Annotated in this window: 17 protein-coding genes and 2 pseudogenes; 8 read left to right on the top strand and 11 right to left on the bottom strand. The window is 68.0% G+C overall.

Annotation, left to right across the window (positions count from 1 at the left end):
- The 7 genes and pseudogenes from DDZ14_RS04225 to DDZ14_RS04195 all read left to right on the top strand — a co-directional run.
- Positions 1-623: pseudogene (locus DDZ14_RS04225) on the top strand (AMP-binding protein); the annotation flags it as partial.
- Positions 624-756: 133 nt separating this feature from the next.
- On the top strand, positions 757-1,017 hold the full coding sequence (locus DDZ14_RS04220; protein ID WP_109423680.1) for a DUF4212 domain-containing protein: 261 nt from the start codon (positions 757-759) through the stop codon (positions 1,015-1,017).
- A gap of 22 nt (positions 1,018-1,039) precedes the next feature.
- Positions 1,040-2,830, top strand: coding sequence for a sodium:solute symporter family protein (locus tag DDZ14_RS04215; protein WP_109423679.1), 1,791 nt, complete (start codon positions 1,040-1,042; stop codon positions 2,828-2,830).
- A 112-nt stretch (positions 2,831-2,942) separates the two neighbouring features.
- Complete coding sequence (locus DDZ14_RS04210) at positions 2,943-4,766, top strand: DUF294 nucleotidyltransferase-like domain-containing protein (protein WP_109423678.1); 1,824 nt, start codon at positions 2,943-2,945, stop codon at positions 4,764-4,766.
- A 16-nt stretch (positions 4,767-4,782) separates the two neighbouring features.
- Positions 4,783-5,295, top strand: a complete 513-nt coding sequence (locus DDZ14_RS04205) for a hypothetical protein (protein WP_109423677.1) — start codon at positions 4,783-4,785, stop codon at positions 5,293-5,295.
- A 26-nt stretch (positions 5,296-5,321) separates the two neighbouring features.
- Positions 5,322-5,708 (top strand): response regulator transcription factor, encoded by a 387-nt coding sequence (locus DDZ14_RS04200; protein ID WP_109423676.1) that lies wholly within the window; start codon positions 5,322-5,324, stop codon positions 5,706-5,708.
- Complete coding sequence (locus DDZ14_RS04195; RefSeq protein WP_199221281.1) at positions 5,708-7,780, top strand: exonuclease domain-containing protein; 2,073 nt, start codon at positions 5,708-5,710, stop codon at positions 7,778-7,780. Before DDZ14_RS04200 ends, DDZ14_RS04195 begins: the two co-directional genes overlap by 1 nt.
- A 9-nt stretch (positions 7,781-7,789) precedes the next feature.
- Here the strand turns inward: DDZ14_RS04195 and DDZ14_RS04190 are convergent, their stop codons facing one another.
- The 6 genes and pseudogenes from DDZ14_RS04190 to DDZ14_RS04165 all read right to left on the bottom strand — a co-directional run bounded on the left by DDZ14_RS04190 (position 7,790) and on the right by DDZ14_RS04165 (position 14,232).
- Positions 7,790-8,794: an Ldh family oxidoreductase gene (locus DDZ14_RS04190; protein WP_109423674.1), complete on the bottom strand. Its 1,005-nt coding sequence runs from the start codon at positions 8,792-8,794 to the stop codon at positions 7,790-7,792.
- A 17-nt stretch (positions 8,795-8,811) separates the two neighbouring features.
- Positions 8,812-9,465, bottom strand: coding sequence for a DUF3726 domain-containing protein (locus DDZ14_RS04185; RefSeq protein WP_109423673.1), 654 nt, complete (start codon positions 9,463-9,465; stop codon positions 8,812-8,814).
- Entirely contained in the window at positions 9,462-11,165 is a 1,704-nt protein-coding gene (locus DDZ14_RS04180) for a hypothetical protein (protein ID WP_109423672.1), read from the bottom strand. Before DDZ14_RS04180 ends, DDZ14_RS04185 begins: the two co-directional genes overlap by 4 nt.
- Positions 11,166-11,236: 71 nt before the next feature.
- Positions 11,237-11,680: pseudogene (locus DDZ14_RS04175) on the bottom strand (BCCT family transporter); the annotation flags it as partial.
- Positions 11,681-11,803: 123 nt separating this feature from the next.
- On the bottom strand, positions 11,804-12,784 hold the full coding sequence (locus DDZ14_RS04170; RefSeq protein WP_109423671.1) for a membrane dipeptidase: 981 nt from the start codon (positions 12,782-12,784) through the stop codon (positions 11,804-11,806).
- Positions 12,781-14,232 (bottom strand): aldehyde dehydrogenase family protein, encoded by a 1,452-nt coding sequence (locus DDZ14_RS04165; RefSeq protein ID WP_109423670.1) that lies wholly within the window; start codon positions 14,230-14,232, stop codon positions 12,781-12,783. The genes DDZ14_RS04170 and DDZ14_RS04165 overlap by 4 nt, the downstream gene beginning before the upstream one ends.
- 122 nt (positions 14,233-14,354) lie before the next feature.
- Here DDZ14_RS04165 and DDZ14_RS04160 point away from each other — a divergent pair, with 122 nt between their 5' ends.
- Positions 14,355-15,224 (top strand): LysR family transcriptional regulator, encoded by an 870-nt coding sequence (locus DDZ14_RS04160; protein ID WP_109423669.1) that lies wholly within the window; start codon positions 14,355-14,357, stop codon positions 15,222-15,224.
- Positions 15,225-15,252: 28 nt separating this feature from the next.
- Here DDZ14_RS04160 and DDZ14_RS04155 read toward each other — a convergent pair whose 3' ends face one another.
- From DDZ14_RS04155 to DDZ14_RS04135, 5 genes are all read right to left on the bottom strand, one after another.
- Entirely contained in the window at positions 15,253-15,573 is a 321-nt protein-coding gene (locus tag DDZ14_RS04155; RefSeq protein ID WP_199221280.1) for an AAA+ family ATPase, read from the bottom strand.
- A gap of 39 nt (positions 15,574-15,612) precedes the next feature.
- Positions 15,613-16,644, bottom strand: a complete 1,032-nt coding sequence (locus tag DDZ14_RS04150) for an endonuclease/exonuclease/phosphatase family protein (RefSeq protein ID WP_109423668.1) — start codon at positions 16,642-16,644, stop codon at positions 15,613-15,615.
- 7 nt (positions 16,645-16,651) lie between these two features.
- Positions 16,652-17,335 carry a molecular chaperone DjiA gene (locus tag DDZ14_RS04145; RefSeq protein WP_109423667.1) on the bottom strand — a complete coding sequence of 228 codons (684 nt, stop codon included), beginning with the start codon at positions 17,333-17,335 and terminating at the stop codon, positions 16,652-16,654.
- Between the two features lie 137 nt (positions 17,336-17,472).
- A complete protein-coding gene (locus tag DDZ14_RS04140; RefSeq protein ID WP_109423666.1) occupies positions 17,473-17,961 on the bottom strand; it encodes a GNAT family N-acetyltransferase in 489 nt (162 codons plus the stop codon).
- A 10-nt stretch (positions 17,962-17,971) separates the two neighbouring features.
- Complete coding sequence (locus DDZ14_RS04135) at positions 17,972-18,970, bottom strand: isopenicillin N synthase family oxygenase (protein WP_109423665.1); 999 nt, start codon at positions 18,968-18,970, stop codon at positions 17,972-17,974.
- Positions 18,971-18,982 lie beyond the last annotated feature (12 nt).

Raw genomic sequence — 18,982 nt, 5'->3', positions numbered from 1 at the left:
AGCCGGTGGTGCTGGACCCCGAGAGCGGCACGCCCGTCGAGACGACCGAGGCCGAGGGCGTGCTCGCCATCGCCGACAGCTGGCCGGGGCAGATGCGCACCGTCTGGGGCGACCACAAGCGGTTCGTGTCGACCTATTTCGAGCAGTACAAGGGCTATTACTTCTCCGGCGACGGCTGCCGGCGCGACGCCGACGGCTATTACTGGATCACCGGGCGCGTCGACGACGTGATCAACGTCTCCGGCCACCGCATGGGCACGGCGGAGGTCGAGAGCGCGCTCGTGGCCCATGCCAAGGTCGCCGAGGCCGCGGTGGTGGGCTACCCGCACGACATCAAAGGCCAGGGCATCTATGCCTATGTCACGCTGATGGCCGGCGAGACGCCCTCCGACGAGTTGCGCCGCGAACTGGAGAAATGGGTCCGCACCGAGATCGGCCCGATCGCCAGGCCCGACCTCATCCAGTGGGCCCCCGGCCTGCCCAAGACCCGGTCCGGCAAGATCATGCGCCGCATCCTGCGCAAGATCGCCGAAAACGACCACGCCTCCCTCGGCGACACATCCACCCTCGCAGACCCCTCCGTCGTCGACGAACTCATCGAAAACAGGATGAACAAGGGGTGAGCGCGCTCGGAGAGATCGTCGCACGTGCCTTGGCATGACTTTCCGCGCCGGGCCCCGGTCCGGCGCGCGATACCGACGGGGGCGGGCATCCGGCCCGGCCCCGAAGATCCAACCCCAGAACGGGAGACCCGACATGTCGGACAAACCTGACAACAAAGCCTACTGGAAGACGAATATCCGGATCGTCACGATCTGCCTGATCATCTGGGCGATTGTGTCCTTCGGCTTCGGCATCCTTCTCAGACCCATGCTGGCGGGCATTTCCGTCGGTGGCACCGATCTTGGCTTCTGGTTCGCCCAGCAAGGCTCGATCCTCGTATTCCTGGCGCTGATCTTTTTCTACGCCTGGCGCATGAACAAGCTCGACGCCGAACACGGCGTGGACGAGCAGTAAGCACGGAAAGGACCAGGGACAGATGGACCAGTTTACCCTCAACCTGCTCTTTGTGGGCGCGTCCTTCGCGCTCTACATCGGCATCGCGATCTGGGCACGCGCCGGATCGACCTCCGAATTCTACGCCGCCGGCCGGGGCGTTCACCCGATCACCAACGGCATGGCCACGGCGGCGGACTGGATGTCCGCGGCCTCCTTCATCTCGATGGCGGGCCTGATCGCCTTCGTGGGCTACGACAACTCCACCTTCCTGATGGGCTGGACCGGCGGCTACGTGCTGCTGGCGCTGCTGCTCGCGCCCTATCTGCGCAAGTTCGGCAAGTTCACCGTGCCGGAGTTCATCGGCGACCGGTTCTATTCCAAGACCGCGCGGCTGGTGGCGGTGATCTGCCTGATCGTGGCCTCGGTCACCTATGTGATCGGGCAGATGACCGGCGTCGGCGTGGCCTTCGGCCGCTTCCTGGAGATATCCAACACCTCGGGGCTTCTGATCGGCGCCTGTGTGGTCTTCGCCTATGCGGTCTTCGGTGGCATGAAGGGCGTGACCTACACGCAGGTGGCGCAGTATTGCGTGCTGATCCTGGCCTATACGATCCCGGCGATCTTCATCTCGCTGCAACTGACAGGCAATCCGATCCCGGCGCTGGGGCTTTTCGGCGATCACACCGCCAGCGGCGAGCCGCTGCTGGCCAAGCTCGATCAGATCGTGCGTGAACTGGGCTTCAACGAGTACACGGCCCATCATTCCGACACGTTCAACATGGTGCTCTTCACGCTGTCGCTGATGATCGGCACCGCCGGTCTGCCTCACGTGATCATGCGCTTCTTCACTGTGCCGCGCGTAGCCGATGCGCGCTGGTCGGCAGGCTGGGCGCTGGTTTTCATCGCGCTGCTTTACCTCACGGCCCCGGCGGTGGGCGCGATGGCGCGGCTCAACATCACCGAACTGATGTGGCCCGAGGGCACGGACGGCCAGGCGGTCTCGGTCCAGCAGATCGAGGACGACGCCAGATACGACTGGATGGCGACCTGGCAGAAGACCGGCCTCCTGGGCTGGGAAGACAAGAACGGCGATGGCCGGATCCAGTACTACAACGACGCCGATCCGCAGATGCAGGAGAAGGCGGCGGCGAACGGTTGGGAAGGCAACGAGCTGACCAATTTCAACCGCGACATCCTGGTGCTGGCCAATCCCGAGATCGCCAACCTGCCGGGCTGGGTGATCGGTCTGGTGGCCGCCGGTGGCCTGGCCGCCGCGCTCTCCACCGCCGCCGGTCTGCTGCTGGCGATTTCCTCGGCGGTGAGCCACGACCTGATCAAGGGTCAGTTCATGCCGGAGATCTCGGAAAAGGGCGAGCTTCTGTCGGCGCGGATCGCCATGGCCGTCGCCATCGTGGTGGCGACCTATCTGGGGCTCAACCCGCCGGGCTTCGCGGCGCAAACCGTGGCGCTGGCCTTCGGGCTCGCGGCGGCGTCGATCTTCCCGGCGCTCATGATGGGCATCTTCTCCAAGCGGGTGAACAACATCGGCGCGGTGACGGGGATGCTCGTGGGTCTGGGCTTCACGCTGGTCTATATCTTCCTGCACAAGGGCTGGTTCTTCATCCCCGGCACCAACAGCTTTCCCGACACGATCGATGGCTCGCTGCTGGGCATCCAGTCCACGGCGATCGGCGCGATCGGCGCGCTACTGAATTTCGCGACGGCGATGACGGTGTCGCGGATGACGGCGGAGCCGCCGCAGGAGATCGTCGACCTTGTGGAAAGCGTACGCGTGCCGCGCGGCGCGGCTGCTGCGGTCGACGGCCACTGAGACGGATGCGGGCTGTCCGGACTGTTCCGGGCGGCCCGCTTGCCCTAGAAGGATGGCACGATCCGGCCCACGCCGGGCCGCGCCGCAGGGTTTTACGCAGAAGGCGTGCCGCATGAGCCTCGACCAGACCGCCATTTTCGATTTCCTGCGCGGCGTGCATCCCTATGACAGCCTGCAGGACGAAGAACTGACCGGCATTTCCGGGAAATTCCGCTGCATTACATGCGACGCCGGGGCGCCGGTCTACCGGCTGGGCGAGGTCCTGGACGGGCTCTATCTGATCGTCTCGGGCGCGGTGGAGGTGACCGACGCCAATGGCGCGCCGGTCTCGCATCTGGGGCCGCGCAACAGCTTCGGCGAGCGCGGGCTTTCGCGCGACGGCACCGCCGTGACCTCGGCCCATGCACTGAGCCGGACCGAACTGCTGCTGCTGCCCGCCGGTGAATTCCGTGCGCTGGTCCGCACGCTGCCCGCCTTTGCGCGCTATTTCGACCGTGCCCGCCCGGCGACGCCGGGGGTGCGCGATCTGGCCGAGATGCGGGTGTCCGACTTGATGGTACCCGACCCGGTGCATTGCGGGCCCGACACGCCCTTGCGTGAGGTGGCCGCGATGATGCGCGACGCGCGGGTGTCCTCGGTCGGGGTGGTGGCCGGCGACCGGCTCTGCGGGATCGTGACGACCCGCGATCTGGCCACCCGCGGCATGGCCGAGGGGTTGGGCGCGGATGCGCCCGTCTCGCAGGTGATGACTGCGGAGCCGCTGACCCTCACGCCCGCCGATCTGGGTTCGGACGTGCTGCAACTGATGCTGGAGAACCGCATCGGCCATGTGCCGGTGACGGTGGGCGGGCGGTTGCGCGGCATCGTCACGCAGACCGACCTGACGCGCCATCAGGCGGTGTCCTCGGCCATGGTGATCGGCGATGTGGCCGATGCGCAGAACGTGGCCGAACTGGCGCGCACGACCGGCATGATCCCGCAGGTTCTGGCCCAGCTCGTCGCCACCGGGCGCGCGCATGACGTGATCACCCGGCTCATCACCGATATCGCGGATGCGGTCACCCGGCGGCTGCTGCGGCTGGCCGAGTCGGAACTGGGACCGCCGCCCGTGCCCTATTTGTGGCTGGCCTGCGGCAGTCAGGGCCGGCGTGAGCAGACAGGCGTCTCGGATCAGGACAACTGCCTCTTCCTGCATGACGACATGCAGCCGGAAGACGACACCTATTTCGCGGCGCTGGCCAAAATCGTCTCCGACGGGCTCGATGCCTGCGGCTATGTCCATTGCCCCGGCGACATGATGGCCACCAACCCGCGCTGGCGCCAGCCGGTGCGCGTCTGGCGGCAGTATTTCGAGGGCTGGGTGGCCAGGCCCGATCCGATGGCGCAGATGCTGGCCTCGGTCATGTTCGATCTGCGCCCGATCGGCGGCGACGAGAGCCTTTTTGCGGGCGCCCATGCCGACACGCTGGCGATGGCCTCGCGCAACTCCATCTTCGTGGCGCATATGGTGGCCAATTCGCTCAAGCATCAGCCGCCGCTGGGTTTGTTGCGCGGTTTCGCCACGATCCGCTCGGGCGAGCACAAGAACCGGATCGACCTGAAGCATAACGGCGTCGTGCCGGTTGTGGATCTGGGCCGTCTCTATGCCATCCAGGGCCGGCTGGAGGAGGCCAACACCCGCGCCCGGCTGCAGGCCGCCGCCGCCGCGGGCGTGATCAGCGCCTCGGGCGCGCGCGACCTGATCGACGCCTATGATCTTATCGCCACGACCCGGCTGGAACACCAGGCCCGGCAGATCAAGCAGGGGGCTGCGCCGGACAATTTCATGAGCCCGGCCAGTCTTTCGGATTTCGAGCGCGGCCATCTGCGCGACGCCTTCGTGGTGGTGCGCACCATGCAATCCGCGATCGGCCACGGCCGCGGCACGGTGAGTTGAGACGGGAGGAACGCGCATGTTCTGGGAACTGATCGCCGCGATCTTCGCCGGGCTCGGCGCCGCCGGGGTCGCCATGCTGTTGCGCCGGCTCTCACGCGGGTCGCTGCCCGGCTGGTTGGTGCCGGTCGCCGCGGGGGCCGCGATGATCGGCTATGCGGTCTGGAGCGAATATTCCTGGTATCCGCGCACCGTGGCCGGACTGCCCGACGGGATGGAGGTGATCTCGGTCAACGAAAACCGGGCGCTCTACCGCCCCTGGACCTATCTCAAGCCGATGATCGACCGTGCGGCCTTTGCCGATGTTGCGGGGCGGCGCAGCAACGACGCGGTGCCGGGGCAGTATATCGTGGATGTGCTTTTGCTCGGCCGCTGGTCCGCCGGCCGCGCGGTGCCGGTCGCGGTGGACTGCCAAGCCGGGCGCCGCGCGCTGCTTGCCCGCGGTGCCAGCTTCGGCCCCGAGGGCCGGATCGAGACCGATCATTGGGAAGAGGTGCTCAAAGACGACCCGCTGCTTGCGGCCATCTGCTGAGGAGCGCGGAGGACAGGGAGGATGTCGTGGAGGAAAAGGATGACCGGAAATCCGTTCTCCTGATCGAGGACGAGGACAATATCGCGCTGGCGCTGGAGTTTCTGATGCAGCGTCAGGGCTACCGCGTGGAACGCATCGCCAGCGGCGCCGGTGCGCTGGAGCATGTCGCCGCGGCACGCCCCGATCTTGTGGTCTCGGATGTGATGCTGCCCGAGGTCTCGGGCTACGAGATCTGCCAGAGGATCAAGGCCGCGCCGGCTCTCTCGGCCATCAAGGTGATGATCCTGACCGCGCGCGGCACCGAGATGGAGCGCCGCAAGGCGCTGGCGCTGGGCGCTGACGGGTTCCTGTCCAAGCCTTTTGACACCGGCGAGCTTCTGTCGCAGGTCGCCGGGCTGCTGGAGCGGGCCTGATGTTCACCCGCCTGAGCCTGCGCCTGCGCGTCTTCCTCTTCTTCCTGTTCCTGGCGCTGGGGAGCGCGGGTCTGATCGGTGCCGCGCTCTGGTTCGGCTATTCGCGCGTCCCGGCGCCGTCCGACCCGCAGCCCTTCGTGCTGAGCGGTGTTGCCGCGGTCTTCGCGGTCGGTGGACTCATCACCTGGGTCTGGCGGCTCTTCGACGAGAACATGGCCCGCCCCATGCAGGCGCTTGCCGCGCAGCTTCGGGTCGGCGCGCATACCGGCGAGGAAGCGAGGCTCGACGCCGGGAAGGCCCGCTACCTGGGCGACCTGGCCCCCGCTGCTTCAGCGGTGGCGCGCGAGTTGTCGGGCACCCGCAGCGCGCTGGCCGAGGCCGTGGCGCGCGAGACGACGCGGCTGGCGGAGGAGAAGGAGCGGCTTGAGGCGTTGTTGGCGGACGTTTCAATCGGCGTGCTGCTTTGCTCGGCGGATCACAAGATCGTCTTCTACAACGGCTTTGTGCGCACGCTTCTGGACGGCGAGGCGCATGCGCAACTCGACCGCTCGGTGCTCGACTGCCTGCGCGAAGGGCCCGTCAGGCTGGCCTACGCGCGGCTCGCGGGCGGGCAGGGGGCCGGGGATCAGACCAGCTTCACCTGCGCCACGGTATCGGGTGGGCGGATGTTCGACGCGACGATGCGGCTGGTGCCAATCGGCAACGACCGCTCGGGTGGCTATGTGCTGAGCCTGCGGGACGTGACCGCCGATCTGGGCCTGCACCTGGAACGCGAGGCTCTGCTCGCCGAGATGATCGACCGCATCCGCCGGCGGGCGGCCAACCTGGATACGATGCTCAGCGTTCACGGCGACAGCGGCGGCGGGGAGGACGGCGACCCGATTGCCGCGGCGCTGGTTGGCGAATCGCGAGATTTGGTGGACACGATCACACGCCTCGCCCGCCGCTATGAGGACGGCATGGGCCGCTGGTGGCCGCGCGCGGCGATTAGCGACGCCGATCTCTTCGACAGTCTGCGCGCGCGGCTTAAGGCGGGCAGGATAGACATTACCGCCAGGCCCTGTGGGTTGGGGGTCCGTTGCGACGGCTTCCTGGTCGTGGCGCTGCTGGCGAGGCTGGCCGAAAGGCTGAAGGCCGGGGGTGCCGAGGGTCTGAGCGTCGCCGCGGAACCGGATACAAGCGGAGTGCTGCTGACGCTGGGCTGGCGTGGACAGGCGCTGTCGGAGGGGGTCCTGGAAGACTGGATTGGCGAGCCGGTCGAGATCGGCGAGGCCACGGTCACCGGGCGTTTCGTCCTGGACCGGCACGGAACGGAGATCTGGCCGGAAAGCATGGGCGATGGGACGCAGCGGCTCTGCCTGCCGCTGGCCGTGGCGCCGCTGGACGCCGCGGAGGCGGACCGGATGCAGCGCGCCGCGGTCTACGATTTCTCGCTTTTCGGGCGGGCACCGGCAGGCGATCTGGCCGCCGCCCCGATCCGCGACCTGACCTTCGTCGTCTTCGATACCGAGACGACGGGGCTGCTGCCCTCCAATGGCGACGAGATCGTGCAGATCGCCGGGATGCGCGTACTCAACGGGCGGCTTCTGGAGGCCGAGACATTCGACACGCTGGTCGATCCGGGCCGCCCGATCCCGGCAGCCTCCACGCAAATCCACGGCATCACCGCGCCGATGGTCGCGGGCGCACCAAAAATTGCCGAGGCCGGCGCGCGGTTCCGCGATTTCTGCCGCGACGCGGTGCTGGTGGCGCATAACGCGCCCTTCGATCTGGCTTTCTTCCACAAACACGCGGCCGTTATTGGCGCGGAGTTCGACAACCCGGTGCTGGATACCGTCCTGCTTTCGGCGGTGCTTTTCGGCACGACCGAGGAGCATACGCTCGACGCGCTCTGCGCGCGGCTGGGGGTCACCATCCCCGAGAAGGACCGCCACACCGCGTTGGGCGACACGCTGGCCACAGGCAAGGCGTTCGTGGCCATGATCGCGCTTCTGGAGGCGCAGGGGCTTGCGACTTTCGGGGCCGTCCACGAGGCGATGAAGTCCCAGTCGCGGCTCTACAAGCGGCGGTGAGCGGTGGCGTCAGATCAAGGCGCGGATACGCTCCAGCGTGGCGCTGCTGACAGCCACGCCGTCGCGCGCCGCCCGCGCCCGCGCCACCGCCCTCCCGTCTCCGGGAAGCCGGGCGCCGGGCTGGGCGCGCAGCGCATCCACCAGCGCCGCGAGCCGGGCCGCGAAGGCGCCGTTGGAACTGGCGTCGGGGTCGATGGCGATGAAGAACTGACCGGTTCTGGGCGGTCCGCCCGTGGTGCCGGAGAAGGGGCTTGCATCCTTGCCCAGCGTCGCCCCGGACATGGCCGCGGCCATCAGCTCGACCATCAGCGCGACGCCCACGCCCTTGTAGCCGCCCGAGGGCGCCATCGAGCCCGCCAGCCCGGTTTCGGGATCGGTGGTCGGGTTGCCATCGGCGTCGAGCGCCCAGCCCTCCGGGATCGGCTTGCCTTCGCGCGCGTGTTTCATGATCTCCGACTTGGCGATCACGTTGGCGCTCTGGTCGATCAGCACCGCCGCGCCGCCCCGCCCGTCGGGCGCGGCGAGCGAGAACGGGTTGGTGCCGACCAGCGGGGTCTGACCGCCCGAGGGCGCGATCGAGGCCGGCGCGTTGGTGAAGCCCAGCCCCAGCAGCCCGGCCTGTGCGAGCACCTGCGTATGCACGCCCAGCACTCCGCAATTGTAGGAATTGCGGATCGAGAGGGCCGCGATGCCCAGCTCGCGCGCCGCCGGGATCAGCGTCTCGAAACCCAAAGCGATGGCGGGATGGGCAAAGCCGGTGGCGGCGTCCACGCGGATCACGCCGGGGCGCGGATGTTCGAGCACCGGCGTGGCCTTGCCGTCGACCTTGCCGCACTGCACATGTTCGCAATAGATCGGGATATAGGCCAACCCATGGCTGGCCACACCGTCGGCCTCGGTCATTGCGGTGGCCCGTGCCAGGTCGCGGGCGTTCTGCTCCAGCGTGCCAGCGGCGACCAGCGCGGCCAAGGCCAGGGTCTCGATCTCGTCGAGGCTCAGTGTCTCGGTGCTCATCGCGCTGCGTCCCTTCGTCAGTCGTTGTCGCTCAACCCCGCGCCTGCGCCGGCCAGTCGGGAGGCGTCAGTTGCCGGGGCGTAGGTCCGGTGCGCAAGCCTTGCGAGCCGCGCCCACTCGGCCCCTGTCACCTCGGGGCGCTGCCCGGCGGGGCAGGGTGTGCCATGCCCCTCGGCAACGATGCGGATTCGAACCTCGGCAGCTTCGGGCCGCGCCAGCCGCGCAGCTTTGCCGGCCTCCAGCCAGACTGCGTCCGGCCCAACTGTCAGGCGCAGGTTGTCCCAGGCCAGGTCCAGCGTCGCGCCGGTCGCCGCCGCAACCCCGGCTGCGGCCGGGGCCAGAAGCACGGGACAGGCAACAGGGCCGATCCCGGCCACCGCGCCGCCCGCCACCGCGGCGGCGCGATCGGCCAGTGCCGCACCCGCGACGAGCGGGCAGATCACCGCGCCCGCCGGCCGCCAGCCGGTCTCCAGGCACACGGGCGCCAGCGCGCCGTAGGACACACCGTCATTGCGCTCCAGCAACGCGGCGAGGCTCTCCACACCCGGCAGGCCATGCGCGCTCAGCCAGCGGGCGGCGCGGCCGGCCTCCTCCGCCAGGCCCCAGCTCAGCCCCGCACCGCGCGCCGCGCGCTTACCCAGCGTCTCGATCTCGCTCAGCGACGGGGTCATGACGCGGTCTCCGGCAGAACCGGATAAGCCCAGTCGTCGTAGGCCGCGCCGGCCAGCTCGTCGGGATAGGGCGCGCCGCGATACATGTTGATCCGTACCCAGCGGTCGGAGCGCGGGTCGAAATGCGTGGCCCCGAAGAAGGAGAGCTTGGCGCGCAGCATGTCGATGGGCAGCACGTCGGCGCCAATCGTGTTGTCGCGAATCTCGGCATAGGGGAAGCGCGTGGCGATCTGTGCGCGGCGCACCATGTGGCGATGCACTGGCAGGGCGAGCAGCAACTCGGCCAATGGCGCATCGGGATCGTAGCCGGCCAGATCGGCATAAAGCCGCGCTGCGTCGCGCCCCGGCGAGAGCGGCTGTTCGTAGGCCGTGACCGGCTCATCGAAGCGCTCGCCCAGCCGCGGCTCCAGCTTCTCTTCCGAGACGTACCAGCAGCGCGCCTGCGCGGGCGGCGCCTGCCAGTCGATCTCCAGCGCCCAGCCGTAGACATCTTGCAGGGTGGCGCGCAGTTCGGCCACGGTCATGGCGCCGTCGATGCAGAAGGCCGCGGCCTCGTCCGCGCCCATGCAGTCCGACAGCTTATCCACCAGATCGCCGTAAGGCTCCAGCACCAGCGAGACGAGCTGTTCCTGCCCTTCGAGGCTCAGCGTATCCTCGGCCCAGCGGTAAAGCGCGTCCCACGGCCGCGTGCCGTCGAGCCCGCCATTATCGACCCGCGCGCGCAGCCGGTCCAGATCGGCGCGCAGCGCGGCCAGCTTGCCGATCTGCAAGGGATGTTCCGATTGCCATTCCGCGGCGTTCTGCACCGCGCGGGCGAGAAGCGCGCGGAACCGCTGCTGCGCCTCCGGCGTGGCGCGGGTCAGGCTGCGCACCCGCGCGAGCGCCTCCTCGCGCGCGGCGATCCAGTTGTTGATCAGCACCGGATGGGTGATCAGGAAAGGCGCCATGCCCAGCCCGGTGGAATTGCCGATGCCGAAGCGCCGGCGCATCGCAGGCGCCATCGCGACGGCGGTTCCGGGCGCGCGGGCGCGGGCCAGGTGTTCGGCCAGTTCGATCACGAACCAGCGGGTCAGGTAGACCGACAGCATCTCGGCCTGGAAGGGGGCCGCGAATTCGGGCCGGTCGGCGATCATGTCGCGGTCTGCCGCCCCGAATTTGCCCGACCCGTAAACTGCCGTGGTGCGCATCAGGTAGCCCACATGTCCCACCGTCTCGGGGTCGGGCTGACGGCCTTCGGCCAGGCGTCCGACCACATGCTCGAAGAGCCGGACCGAGCGGTTGGCCCGCGACAGCGACAATTCGCGCCCGGAGATGCGGCCGGCCTCCTGCAGCGGGACATTGGCGGCCAGCCGGTCGATATCGGCCTGCTCGGGCAGCCCGTCGAACAGCGCGAAGGTCGCGTCCCAGGCATCCGCGATGACCCGGTCGGAGCGTTTCTCGGCCGGCAAGTCATGGGCGAAGGCAACCAGCGAATAACTGTGCCGGGGACCATGCGCGGCATAGACCGCGTGGCCCACGCCACGCGCGTCGATGTCGAAGGCGCGGCGCTCGAACCGCCAACCCTCGCGCTGCATCCGACGCAGCAGGATGCGCATGAAGGACAGGCGGCTCTGGTGGAAGGCGCCCATGCGCGCAAGCCGCATCACGGTCTCGGGCGGCCGTTTCGCGGCTTTCCCGGTCGCTTGCGCATCTGCCTGCATGGTGGTCCTCGCTCCGCCAATGGTTCAAGTCTAGGGGCGGCCGGCGCTGCGGCCACCCCTTTTTCGCCGGATCAGCCGCCGGTGCGGCCCTTCTCGAGCGTGATCCGCACCGCGTCCCAGAGCGAGGGCAGCAGGATCAGCGACACCGGAACCGCAGTCACCACGATGAAGCTCTGCAATTTGCCGACGCCGCCGGCGCCGGTATAGATCAGGATCAGGGCCATGACGCCCATCGCCATGCCCCAGAATATCCGCACGGGCAGGGCGGGCTTGTCCTCGTTCGACATCGCGACCGATATCACATAGGTCATCGAGTCGCCCGTGGTGGCCACGAAGACGGTGGTCAGGATCAGGAAGAACACCGAGACGAGGAAGCCCATCGGCAGTTGCTGGGTGATGGCCAGCAGTGCGGCGGGCAGGTTGAAACCCTCGAAGGCGGTCGAGACCGAGCCGGGATTGGCCAGTTCCTGGCTGATGCCGGTGCCGCCCACGATGGTGAACCAGAAGGCGATGACCGCGAATAGCGGCTTGTTGATGTGATGCAGGTGCCCTTGGGCCGCCGCTCTCTCGGTGATGTCGGACATTCTCGCCTCCTTGTGAATATCCGGTGGGCGGGGCGCACCCCGAAACCCGGCGGGTCAGCCCGCCGGGACGAAATTCTCGTCAAAGAATCTGAGCCAGTTGTCGCCCATCAGGCCCGCGACTTCGGCCTCGCTGAATCCGACCTTGCGCAGGCCCGCCTCGATATTTCCGAAATCGCGGTTGTCGCGGAACCAGGCGGGCTGCGGCGGGAAGCCCGGCGCCGCGGCCGAGCCCTCGCCGTAATCGACTTCCTTGGACCAGCGGCCGGTGCGCATCCATTCCACGATGGAATCGGGCTGGTCCTGGCAGAGATCTGAGCCCAGCCCGAAATGCTCGGCCCCGAAGCGCTCCGCCGCGGTGGCGATCATGGTGCAGAAACTCTCCAGCGTGCAGTCGGACTTGTCGCGCAGGTGATGGGGATACATCGAAAAGCCCATCATCCCGCCGCGTGCGGTCACCGCGCGCACCACGTCGTCGCGCTTGTTGCGCAGCGCCGGGGCCCAGTCGTGCAGGTTCGCGTGGGTGATGGCGATGGGCCGCGCGGAGATCTCTGCCGCCTCGATGGTCGAACGGTCGGCCGAGTGGGACATGTCCACCACGAGGCCCACGCGGTTCATCTCGCGGATGACCTGGCGGCCCATTCGGGTGATGCCGGCATCCTCGGCCTCGTAGCAGCCCGTCGCCAGCAGCGACTGGTTGTTATAGGTGAGCTGCATGAAGCGCGTGCCCAGCTTGTGCACGATCTCGACCAGGCCGATATCGTCCTCGATGGGGGCGGGGTTCTGGAAGCCGAAGAAGATCGCGGTGCGCCCGGTCTCCCGCGCGCGCCGGACATCGCTGCCCCATTGGCCGTGGAAGATCAGGTCGGGATACTGCTCGAACCAGCGGTTCCAGCGTTCGATATTCAGGACCGCTTCGCGGAAATTCTCGTGGTAGGCGATCGTGACATGCACCGCATCGACGCCGCCCTCGCGCATCTGGCGGAAGACCTTGTCGGACCAGTTGGCGTATTGCAGCCCGTCGATGCGGTAGGTCATGCCGGCGCCCCCGCGGCGATATAGGCGGTCTTCACGGTGGTGTAGAACTCGCGTGCATAGGTGCCCTGTTCGCGTGGGCCGTAGGAACTCATGCCGCGGCCGCCGAAGGGCACGTGATAGTCGGTGCCGGCGGTGGGCAGGTTCACCGTGACGACGCCGGTCCGCGCGTTGCGGCGGAAATGCGTGGCGCGGGAGAGGCTTCGCGTCACGATCCCCGAGGTCAGGCCGAACTCGGTGTCGTTGACCACAGCCAGCGCCTCGTCATAGCTGCCCACCTTGATGACGCCGGCCAGCGGCGCGAACATTTCCTCGCGGTTGATGCGCATGGCGTTGGTGGTGTTCACGAAAACGCCCGGCGACATGAAGTAGCCCTCGGTCTCCATGTTCAGCCGCGCGCCGCCGCAGGCAAGTTCCGCGCCTTCCGACTTGCCCAGATCGACATAGGCCAGGTTCTCCTTGAGCTGCTGTTCGGAAATGACCGGCCCGATCTGCGTATCCTCGGCCAGCGCGTGGCCGACTTTCATCGCCTGCGCGCCGGCGACGAGTTTCTCCACGAAAGCATCATGGATGCCGTCCTGCACGACGAGGCGCGAGGAGGCGGTGCATTTCTGCCCCGTGCCGCCGAAGGCCCCGCCCAGAGCCAGTATGACGGCGAGGTCGAGATCGGCGTCGTCCATGACGGCGAGCGCGTTCTTGGACCCCATTTCCGCCTGGATCTTCGTGAAATTCTGTACCGCCGCTGCCGCGATGCCCCGGCCCACCGGAACCGAGCCGGTGAAGGATATGGCGTCGACCTTCGGGCTTTCCACCAGCCGCTGGCCCACATCGCGGCCCGCGCCCATAACGAGGTTGAAGGACCCCTTGGGGATGTCCTGGCGGCTGATGATCTCGGTCAGCGCCACGGCGGACGCCGGCGTCAGGTTGGCGGGCTTCCAGATCACCGCGTTGCCATATGCCAGCGCCGGGGCGATCTTCCAGCTAGCGGTGGCGGTCGGGAAGTTCCAGGGGCTGATGACTGCCACGGTGCCCACCGGCTCGCGGCGAATGTCCACCTCGATGCCGGGGCGCACGCTGTCGGCGTTCTCGCCAAGCTGGCGCAGGCATTCATGGGCGTAATAGGTGAAGAACTGCCCGGCGCGGTAGACCTCGCCCTTGCCTTCGGCCAGCGGTTTGCCCTCTTCCCGGCTGAGCAACGTGCCCAGCTCTTCGGCGCGGGCCATAAGCTCGTTGCCGATGGCCATCAGGGCGGCCTGTTTGCGTTCCAGCCCGTAGGCGGCCCACTCGGCCTGTGTGCGCCGCGCTGCATCGAGCGCGTCGTCAAGCTGGGTGGCCGAGGCCTGGGCGAAGCGCCCAATCAGGTCGGACAGGTCCGAGGGGTTGCGGTTCTCGATCTCGCCCACACCGCTTACCCATTCGCCCGCGATGTAGTTCTTCTGCAAATCTGTCATGGATGCCCTCCGGCGGCTTTTAGCGCGCACGCCTGATATGTCACGATCGGCGGAGTATGGACGCCGAGGAGCATTTCAGTCAAAATCAAATGTCTTAAAGTAATTTCAGGAAAATTGAAGTCATGGCGATCAAGACGGAAATGCTGCGCTGCTTCGTGATGGTGGCGGAGCACGGCAACCTGGCGGATGCGGCCGCGCGGCTCGGCCGGTCGCCCTCGGCCGTGTCGATGATGCTGGCGCAACTGGAGGCCCATCTCGGGGGGCGGCTCTTCGAGACCGGGCAGAAAGCGCATCTTTCGGCACTGGGCGTCTTCGTGCTGGACCATGCAAGGCGCGAACTGGACCATTTCGACCGGACGCTTCGCGTGATCGAATCCTTCGCCCGCGCCGAGAGCGGTTTTGTCCGGGTCGCCGCGGTGCCCTTGGTCGCTGCGCAGATCCTGCCCGGCGTGGTGCGCAGCTATCTGGCCCGGCGGCCGGGCGTTTTCCTCGACATTCGCGACAGCGATTCGGCGGGTGTGCTGCGCGCTCTGGAGGCCGAGGAGGCCGATATCGGCATCGCGTCCGGTGGCGCGGCGGGCGCGTGGCTGGCGCGCGAGACGCTGATGAGCGACGCCTTCGGGCTGGTCTGCCGCGCCGATCACCCGCTCGCCGGGGACGAACCGCTGGACTGGCAGGCGCTCGCCAGTGCCGAATACATCGACAGCGGGCTGTCGGCGGCGATTTCCGACCCGGTCTTTCAGGAGATTGCGGGGCGTGCGACGCTTCGGGTGCACAATACTACGTCCCTGCTGGCACTGGTGCGCGAGGGGCTGGGCGTGACGGTCCTGCCCCGGCTCGTGACCGCCACCGCGCCTGCCGGGCTGGTTTTCCGACCGTTGGCCGACACAATGGCGCGCCGGCAGATCGAGTTGATGAGCCGGGCGGGGGCTGGCCTGTCGCCCGCCGCAGCGGCCTTCGCCGACAGCCTGCGGGCGGCCGCGACGCCGTGACGGGCCGGGCGGTGGATCGCAGCGCGTGTCAGATGTCGATCTGCCCCTCCTCGGGGGGTGGCAGCCCGCCGGGGGGCGGCAGCACGTCGCCCTCGCGTTTGCGGCGGATGATGATGTCGCCGTTGGGCAGCACTTCGGGCATTTCGTACTTGCTGAGATCGTCGATCATCGTGCTCAGTTCCTCGAGCATCGGTGCGAGCTCGCCCATCAACCCCTCGAGCAGCATCCGTGAGCCTTCGGAGAGCCGGTCCATGCCGTCGCGAAGCTGATCCTGATCTGCCTCCTGCGCGGATGCGGCGGGGGACAGGGCAAGGCCGAGCGCGAACGCGATGGCGGGCAGTCTGTGCATGAGCGGAAATATGGGGAAGCGCGGCCCGTATGTGAAGGGTCAGATGTCCAGATCGACGCTGACCGGAAAATGATCGGAGGCCGCGAGCAGCGCCTCTCGCAGTTCCGGCGTGCGGTAGCAGACCGGGTCGTCGAAGGGATGCCAGATTCGCCAGCGCGCGCCCGCTTCGCAGAGATCGCGCGACAGCATGACGTAGTCCAGAAGCGCGTTCAGATAGCGCCCCTCCTGCTGGATGAAGAACCGCGCGGTGGAGGGCTGGGGGCCCAGCCGTTGCAGGATCGCGGCGCGGGCATGCGGGTCGTGCAGCCGCTGTCCGTTGCCACCGTCGATGCCCATCACCACCTCGATGCCCGAACGTCCGAAGAGCTTTTCGTACTCGTCCAGGCCGGGGCCGTCGTTGAGGTCTCCCAGCACGATCAGCGGATCGCCGGCTTCCAGATGCGTCTCGATCCGGTGGCGCAGCCAGATGCACTGCGCCATTTGCTTGCGCCGGTTCTCGATCGACAGGCGCATGATCTCCTGCGGGGTCTCCGCGCCATGCGGCGCCTTGGATTTCAGATGCACCCCGATCATCCGGAACGGCCGACCGTCCGCCGGCGTCATAGCCAATTCCAGCGGCGGTTTGGAAAATCGGATGATCTCGGGCGCGCGGTCCACGTCGATATCCCAGCGGAAGGCACCGTCGAAGCGTGGCGCGCCCGATGCTCCCTTCTTGCCGGTGAGTTCGCCCTGCGGGTCGTGCGCCGCCCCCAGTGCCGCCGGATCGTAAAGCAGCGCAAGCTCCTGCTGGGTGTCGTTGGAAAACCCGCTGACCGCGCGCGTGGTGCGCAGATCGAAGGTGGTGGCGAAATTTTCCAGCGCCCGCACGGTGGAACGCCTGCCGTTGCTGTCGGGCGCCTCGACGATCAGCACCGCATCCGCGTCGAGCGCGGTGAACACGATGCCCAGCGCCTCGGCCTGATCGGCGCGGGTCACATTGTAGCGCGCCGACCAGTCGCTGTCGGCCAGCAGCCGGTCCTCGTCGTCGAAGAGCGCGTTGAACCATTCGACATTGTATGTGGCGATGCGCATCGGGGCCTCAAGCCGCCCGGTCGGTGCTGATCTCCTCCCAGGCGCGGTTGATCGCGACCAGGCGGCGTTCGGCCAGCTTGACCGCTTCCTCCGGCACGCCGCGCGCGATCATCCGGTCGGGATGGGTGTCGCGCACCGCCTTGCGCCAGGCCTGACGGATCTCTCCGACCGGCATGTCGCGGGTCACGCCCAGCACGTCATAGGGATCCTGCGGCGCATCGGGCACGAAACGGCCGCGCAGGGCGCGGAAACAGGCATCGCCCAACCCGAAGATGCGGGCCACCTCGCGCAGGAAGGCATCCTCGTTCGGGTGGTACTGATCGTCGGCCATTGCGATGTGAAAGAGCCCTTCCATCAGGTCGATCAGGACCGGGCTCTCGGCTCCGAACATGGCCGCGATCCGGCGCGCGTAGTCCTGGAAGCCGGTCACGTCCTGGCGCGCCAGGTTGAAGACCCGCGCGGCGTTCTTCTCCTCCCCCGGCGGGATGTGGAAGACCTGCCGGAAGGCCGTCACCTCGTCGCGGGTGACGGTGCCGTCGGCCTTGGCCATCTTGGCGCCGAGTGCGATCACCGCGATCGCGAACGCCACCGAACGTTCCGGCGGCGTGCGCAGCCGCCCGAATACCTCCGACAGGCTTTCGCCCTTGGCGAGGGCCGATACGGCATCGGCTATTCTGGACCAGAGCGACATGGCGGGCGTTCCTCGGGGCTGCGCGGCGCACAGACGTTAGCGCAGGCGCTGCGCGATGTCACCGGGCGGAGGCGCGATCCGCGCCGCGGCCTTTCCTCCCACCCCGATTGCGCGGGGACGGAGTCCGCCGCGCGGGCTCAGAGCGTCTTGCGCATAAGGATCAGGTCGTACCAGCGGCCGAATTTCCAGCCGATCTCGGGCAGGGTGGCGACATGCGTGAATCCCAGCGCCGCGTGGAAGCCTACGGCGGACGGGTTGGCCGGGCTGATCGCGGCCCAGAGCGCATGCACGCCGGCCGCGCGGGCATGATCCTCGAGCGCGGCCATCATGAGCCGTCCCAGGCCGCGGCCCTGTGCGGCGGGGTTCAGGATGATCGTGTGCTCCATGGTGCGCGCCGACCCGGTGCCCGGACGCAGCGGCGCGTAGGTCGCAAAGCCCATCAGCCGGCCGTCCTGCCGCGCAACCAGGAAGGCATGGCCGGCGGCCCGGCGTTCGGCCAGCATCCCGGCAATCTCGGCCTCGGTCTTCACGGCGCTGTTGAAGGTGATCTCGCTGTCGCGGATCACCGGTTCCCAGAGCGCGGCAATCTCGGCGCAATCGACGCGGGTGGCGGGGCGGATTTCCATGCCCGCGCCCTCAGCCACGACCCAGATCCGGATAGGCGGCGGCGTAGCGCGCCCATTTGTGCCGTCCGCAGACCACCGGGGCGTAGCGCGGCGGGTTGCCGGGGCCGGTGCAGGCGTCGATCGGCGCCACCTCGGTGTCATGGTCGAAATCGAAGAAGAACGGCATCGAATAGCGCGCCCGGCCCGAGACATTGATGACGCGGTGCAGGTTGGCCAGATAGAGATCGTTGGTCAGCCGCTGCATCATGTCGCCGATATTGATGACGAACGTATCGGGGATCGGCGGCGCCTCGATCCAGCGTCCGTCGCGGTTCATCACCTGAAGCCCGCCGGAGGCATCCTGGCTGAGCACCGTCAGGCAGCCGTAATCGGTATGTGCGCCGATCCCGATCATCCGGTCGTCGCGCACTGCCACCTGTGGCGGGTAGTGCAGCACGCGCTGGATGCTGATCGGCTCCTGCATCATGGGTTCGAAATGATCCCGCGGAAGCTCCAGCGACAGCGCGATCGCGGCCATTACGTCGCGCCCCAGGCCCAGCATCGCGTCGTGATGGGCCATCATCGCGGTGCGGAAGCCGGGCAGCGCGGGCGGCCAGGGAGTCGCGCCGAAGAACGGTCGAATGCACCCGTCTGCGGCCTCGCGGCCGAGGTCGAAGATTTCCTTCAGGTCGATGGTGCGGCCGGGGTCGTTGTTTTCCCCGAAACGTTCGGTATAGCCATGCAGGGCGGCGCCGGAGCCGGTGATGTGCAGCGCCATCCGCTCGGCCTCGGGCAGGGCGAAGAAATCGCGCGCCGCGGCATAGGCGCGTCGGGTAATCTCCCGCGGGACGCCGTGGCCGCGCACATACATGAAGCCGATATGGGTCAACGCATGGCGGATGGCTGCGGCCATTGCCGCGGTGTCGCCGCCCGCGCGCAGCGGGCCGAGGTCGATCACCGGGACACGGTCCAGCGCGATGCGTCCAGCGCGCAGGCGGTCGTCGAGCAGGCCGGTCGGGTCATCGGGCATCGGGCGCACTCC

The sequence above is a fragment of the Maritimibacter sp. 55A14 genome, assembly GCF_003122205.1.
Taxonomy (GTDB): Bacteria; Pseudomonadota; Alphaproteobacteria; order Rhodobacterales; family Rhodobacteraceae; genus QEYE01.
Note: the sequence above shows the minus strand (reverse complement) of the source record. Positions and strands in the feature narration are given on the sequence as shown.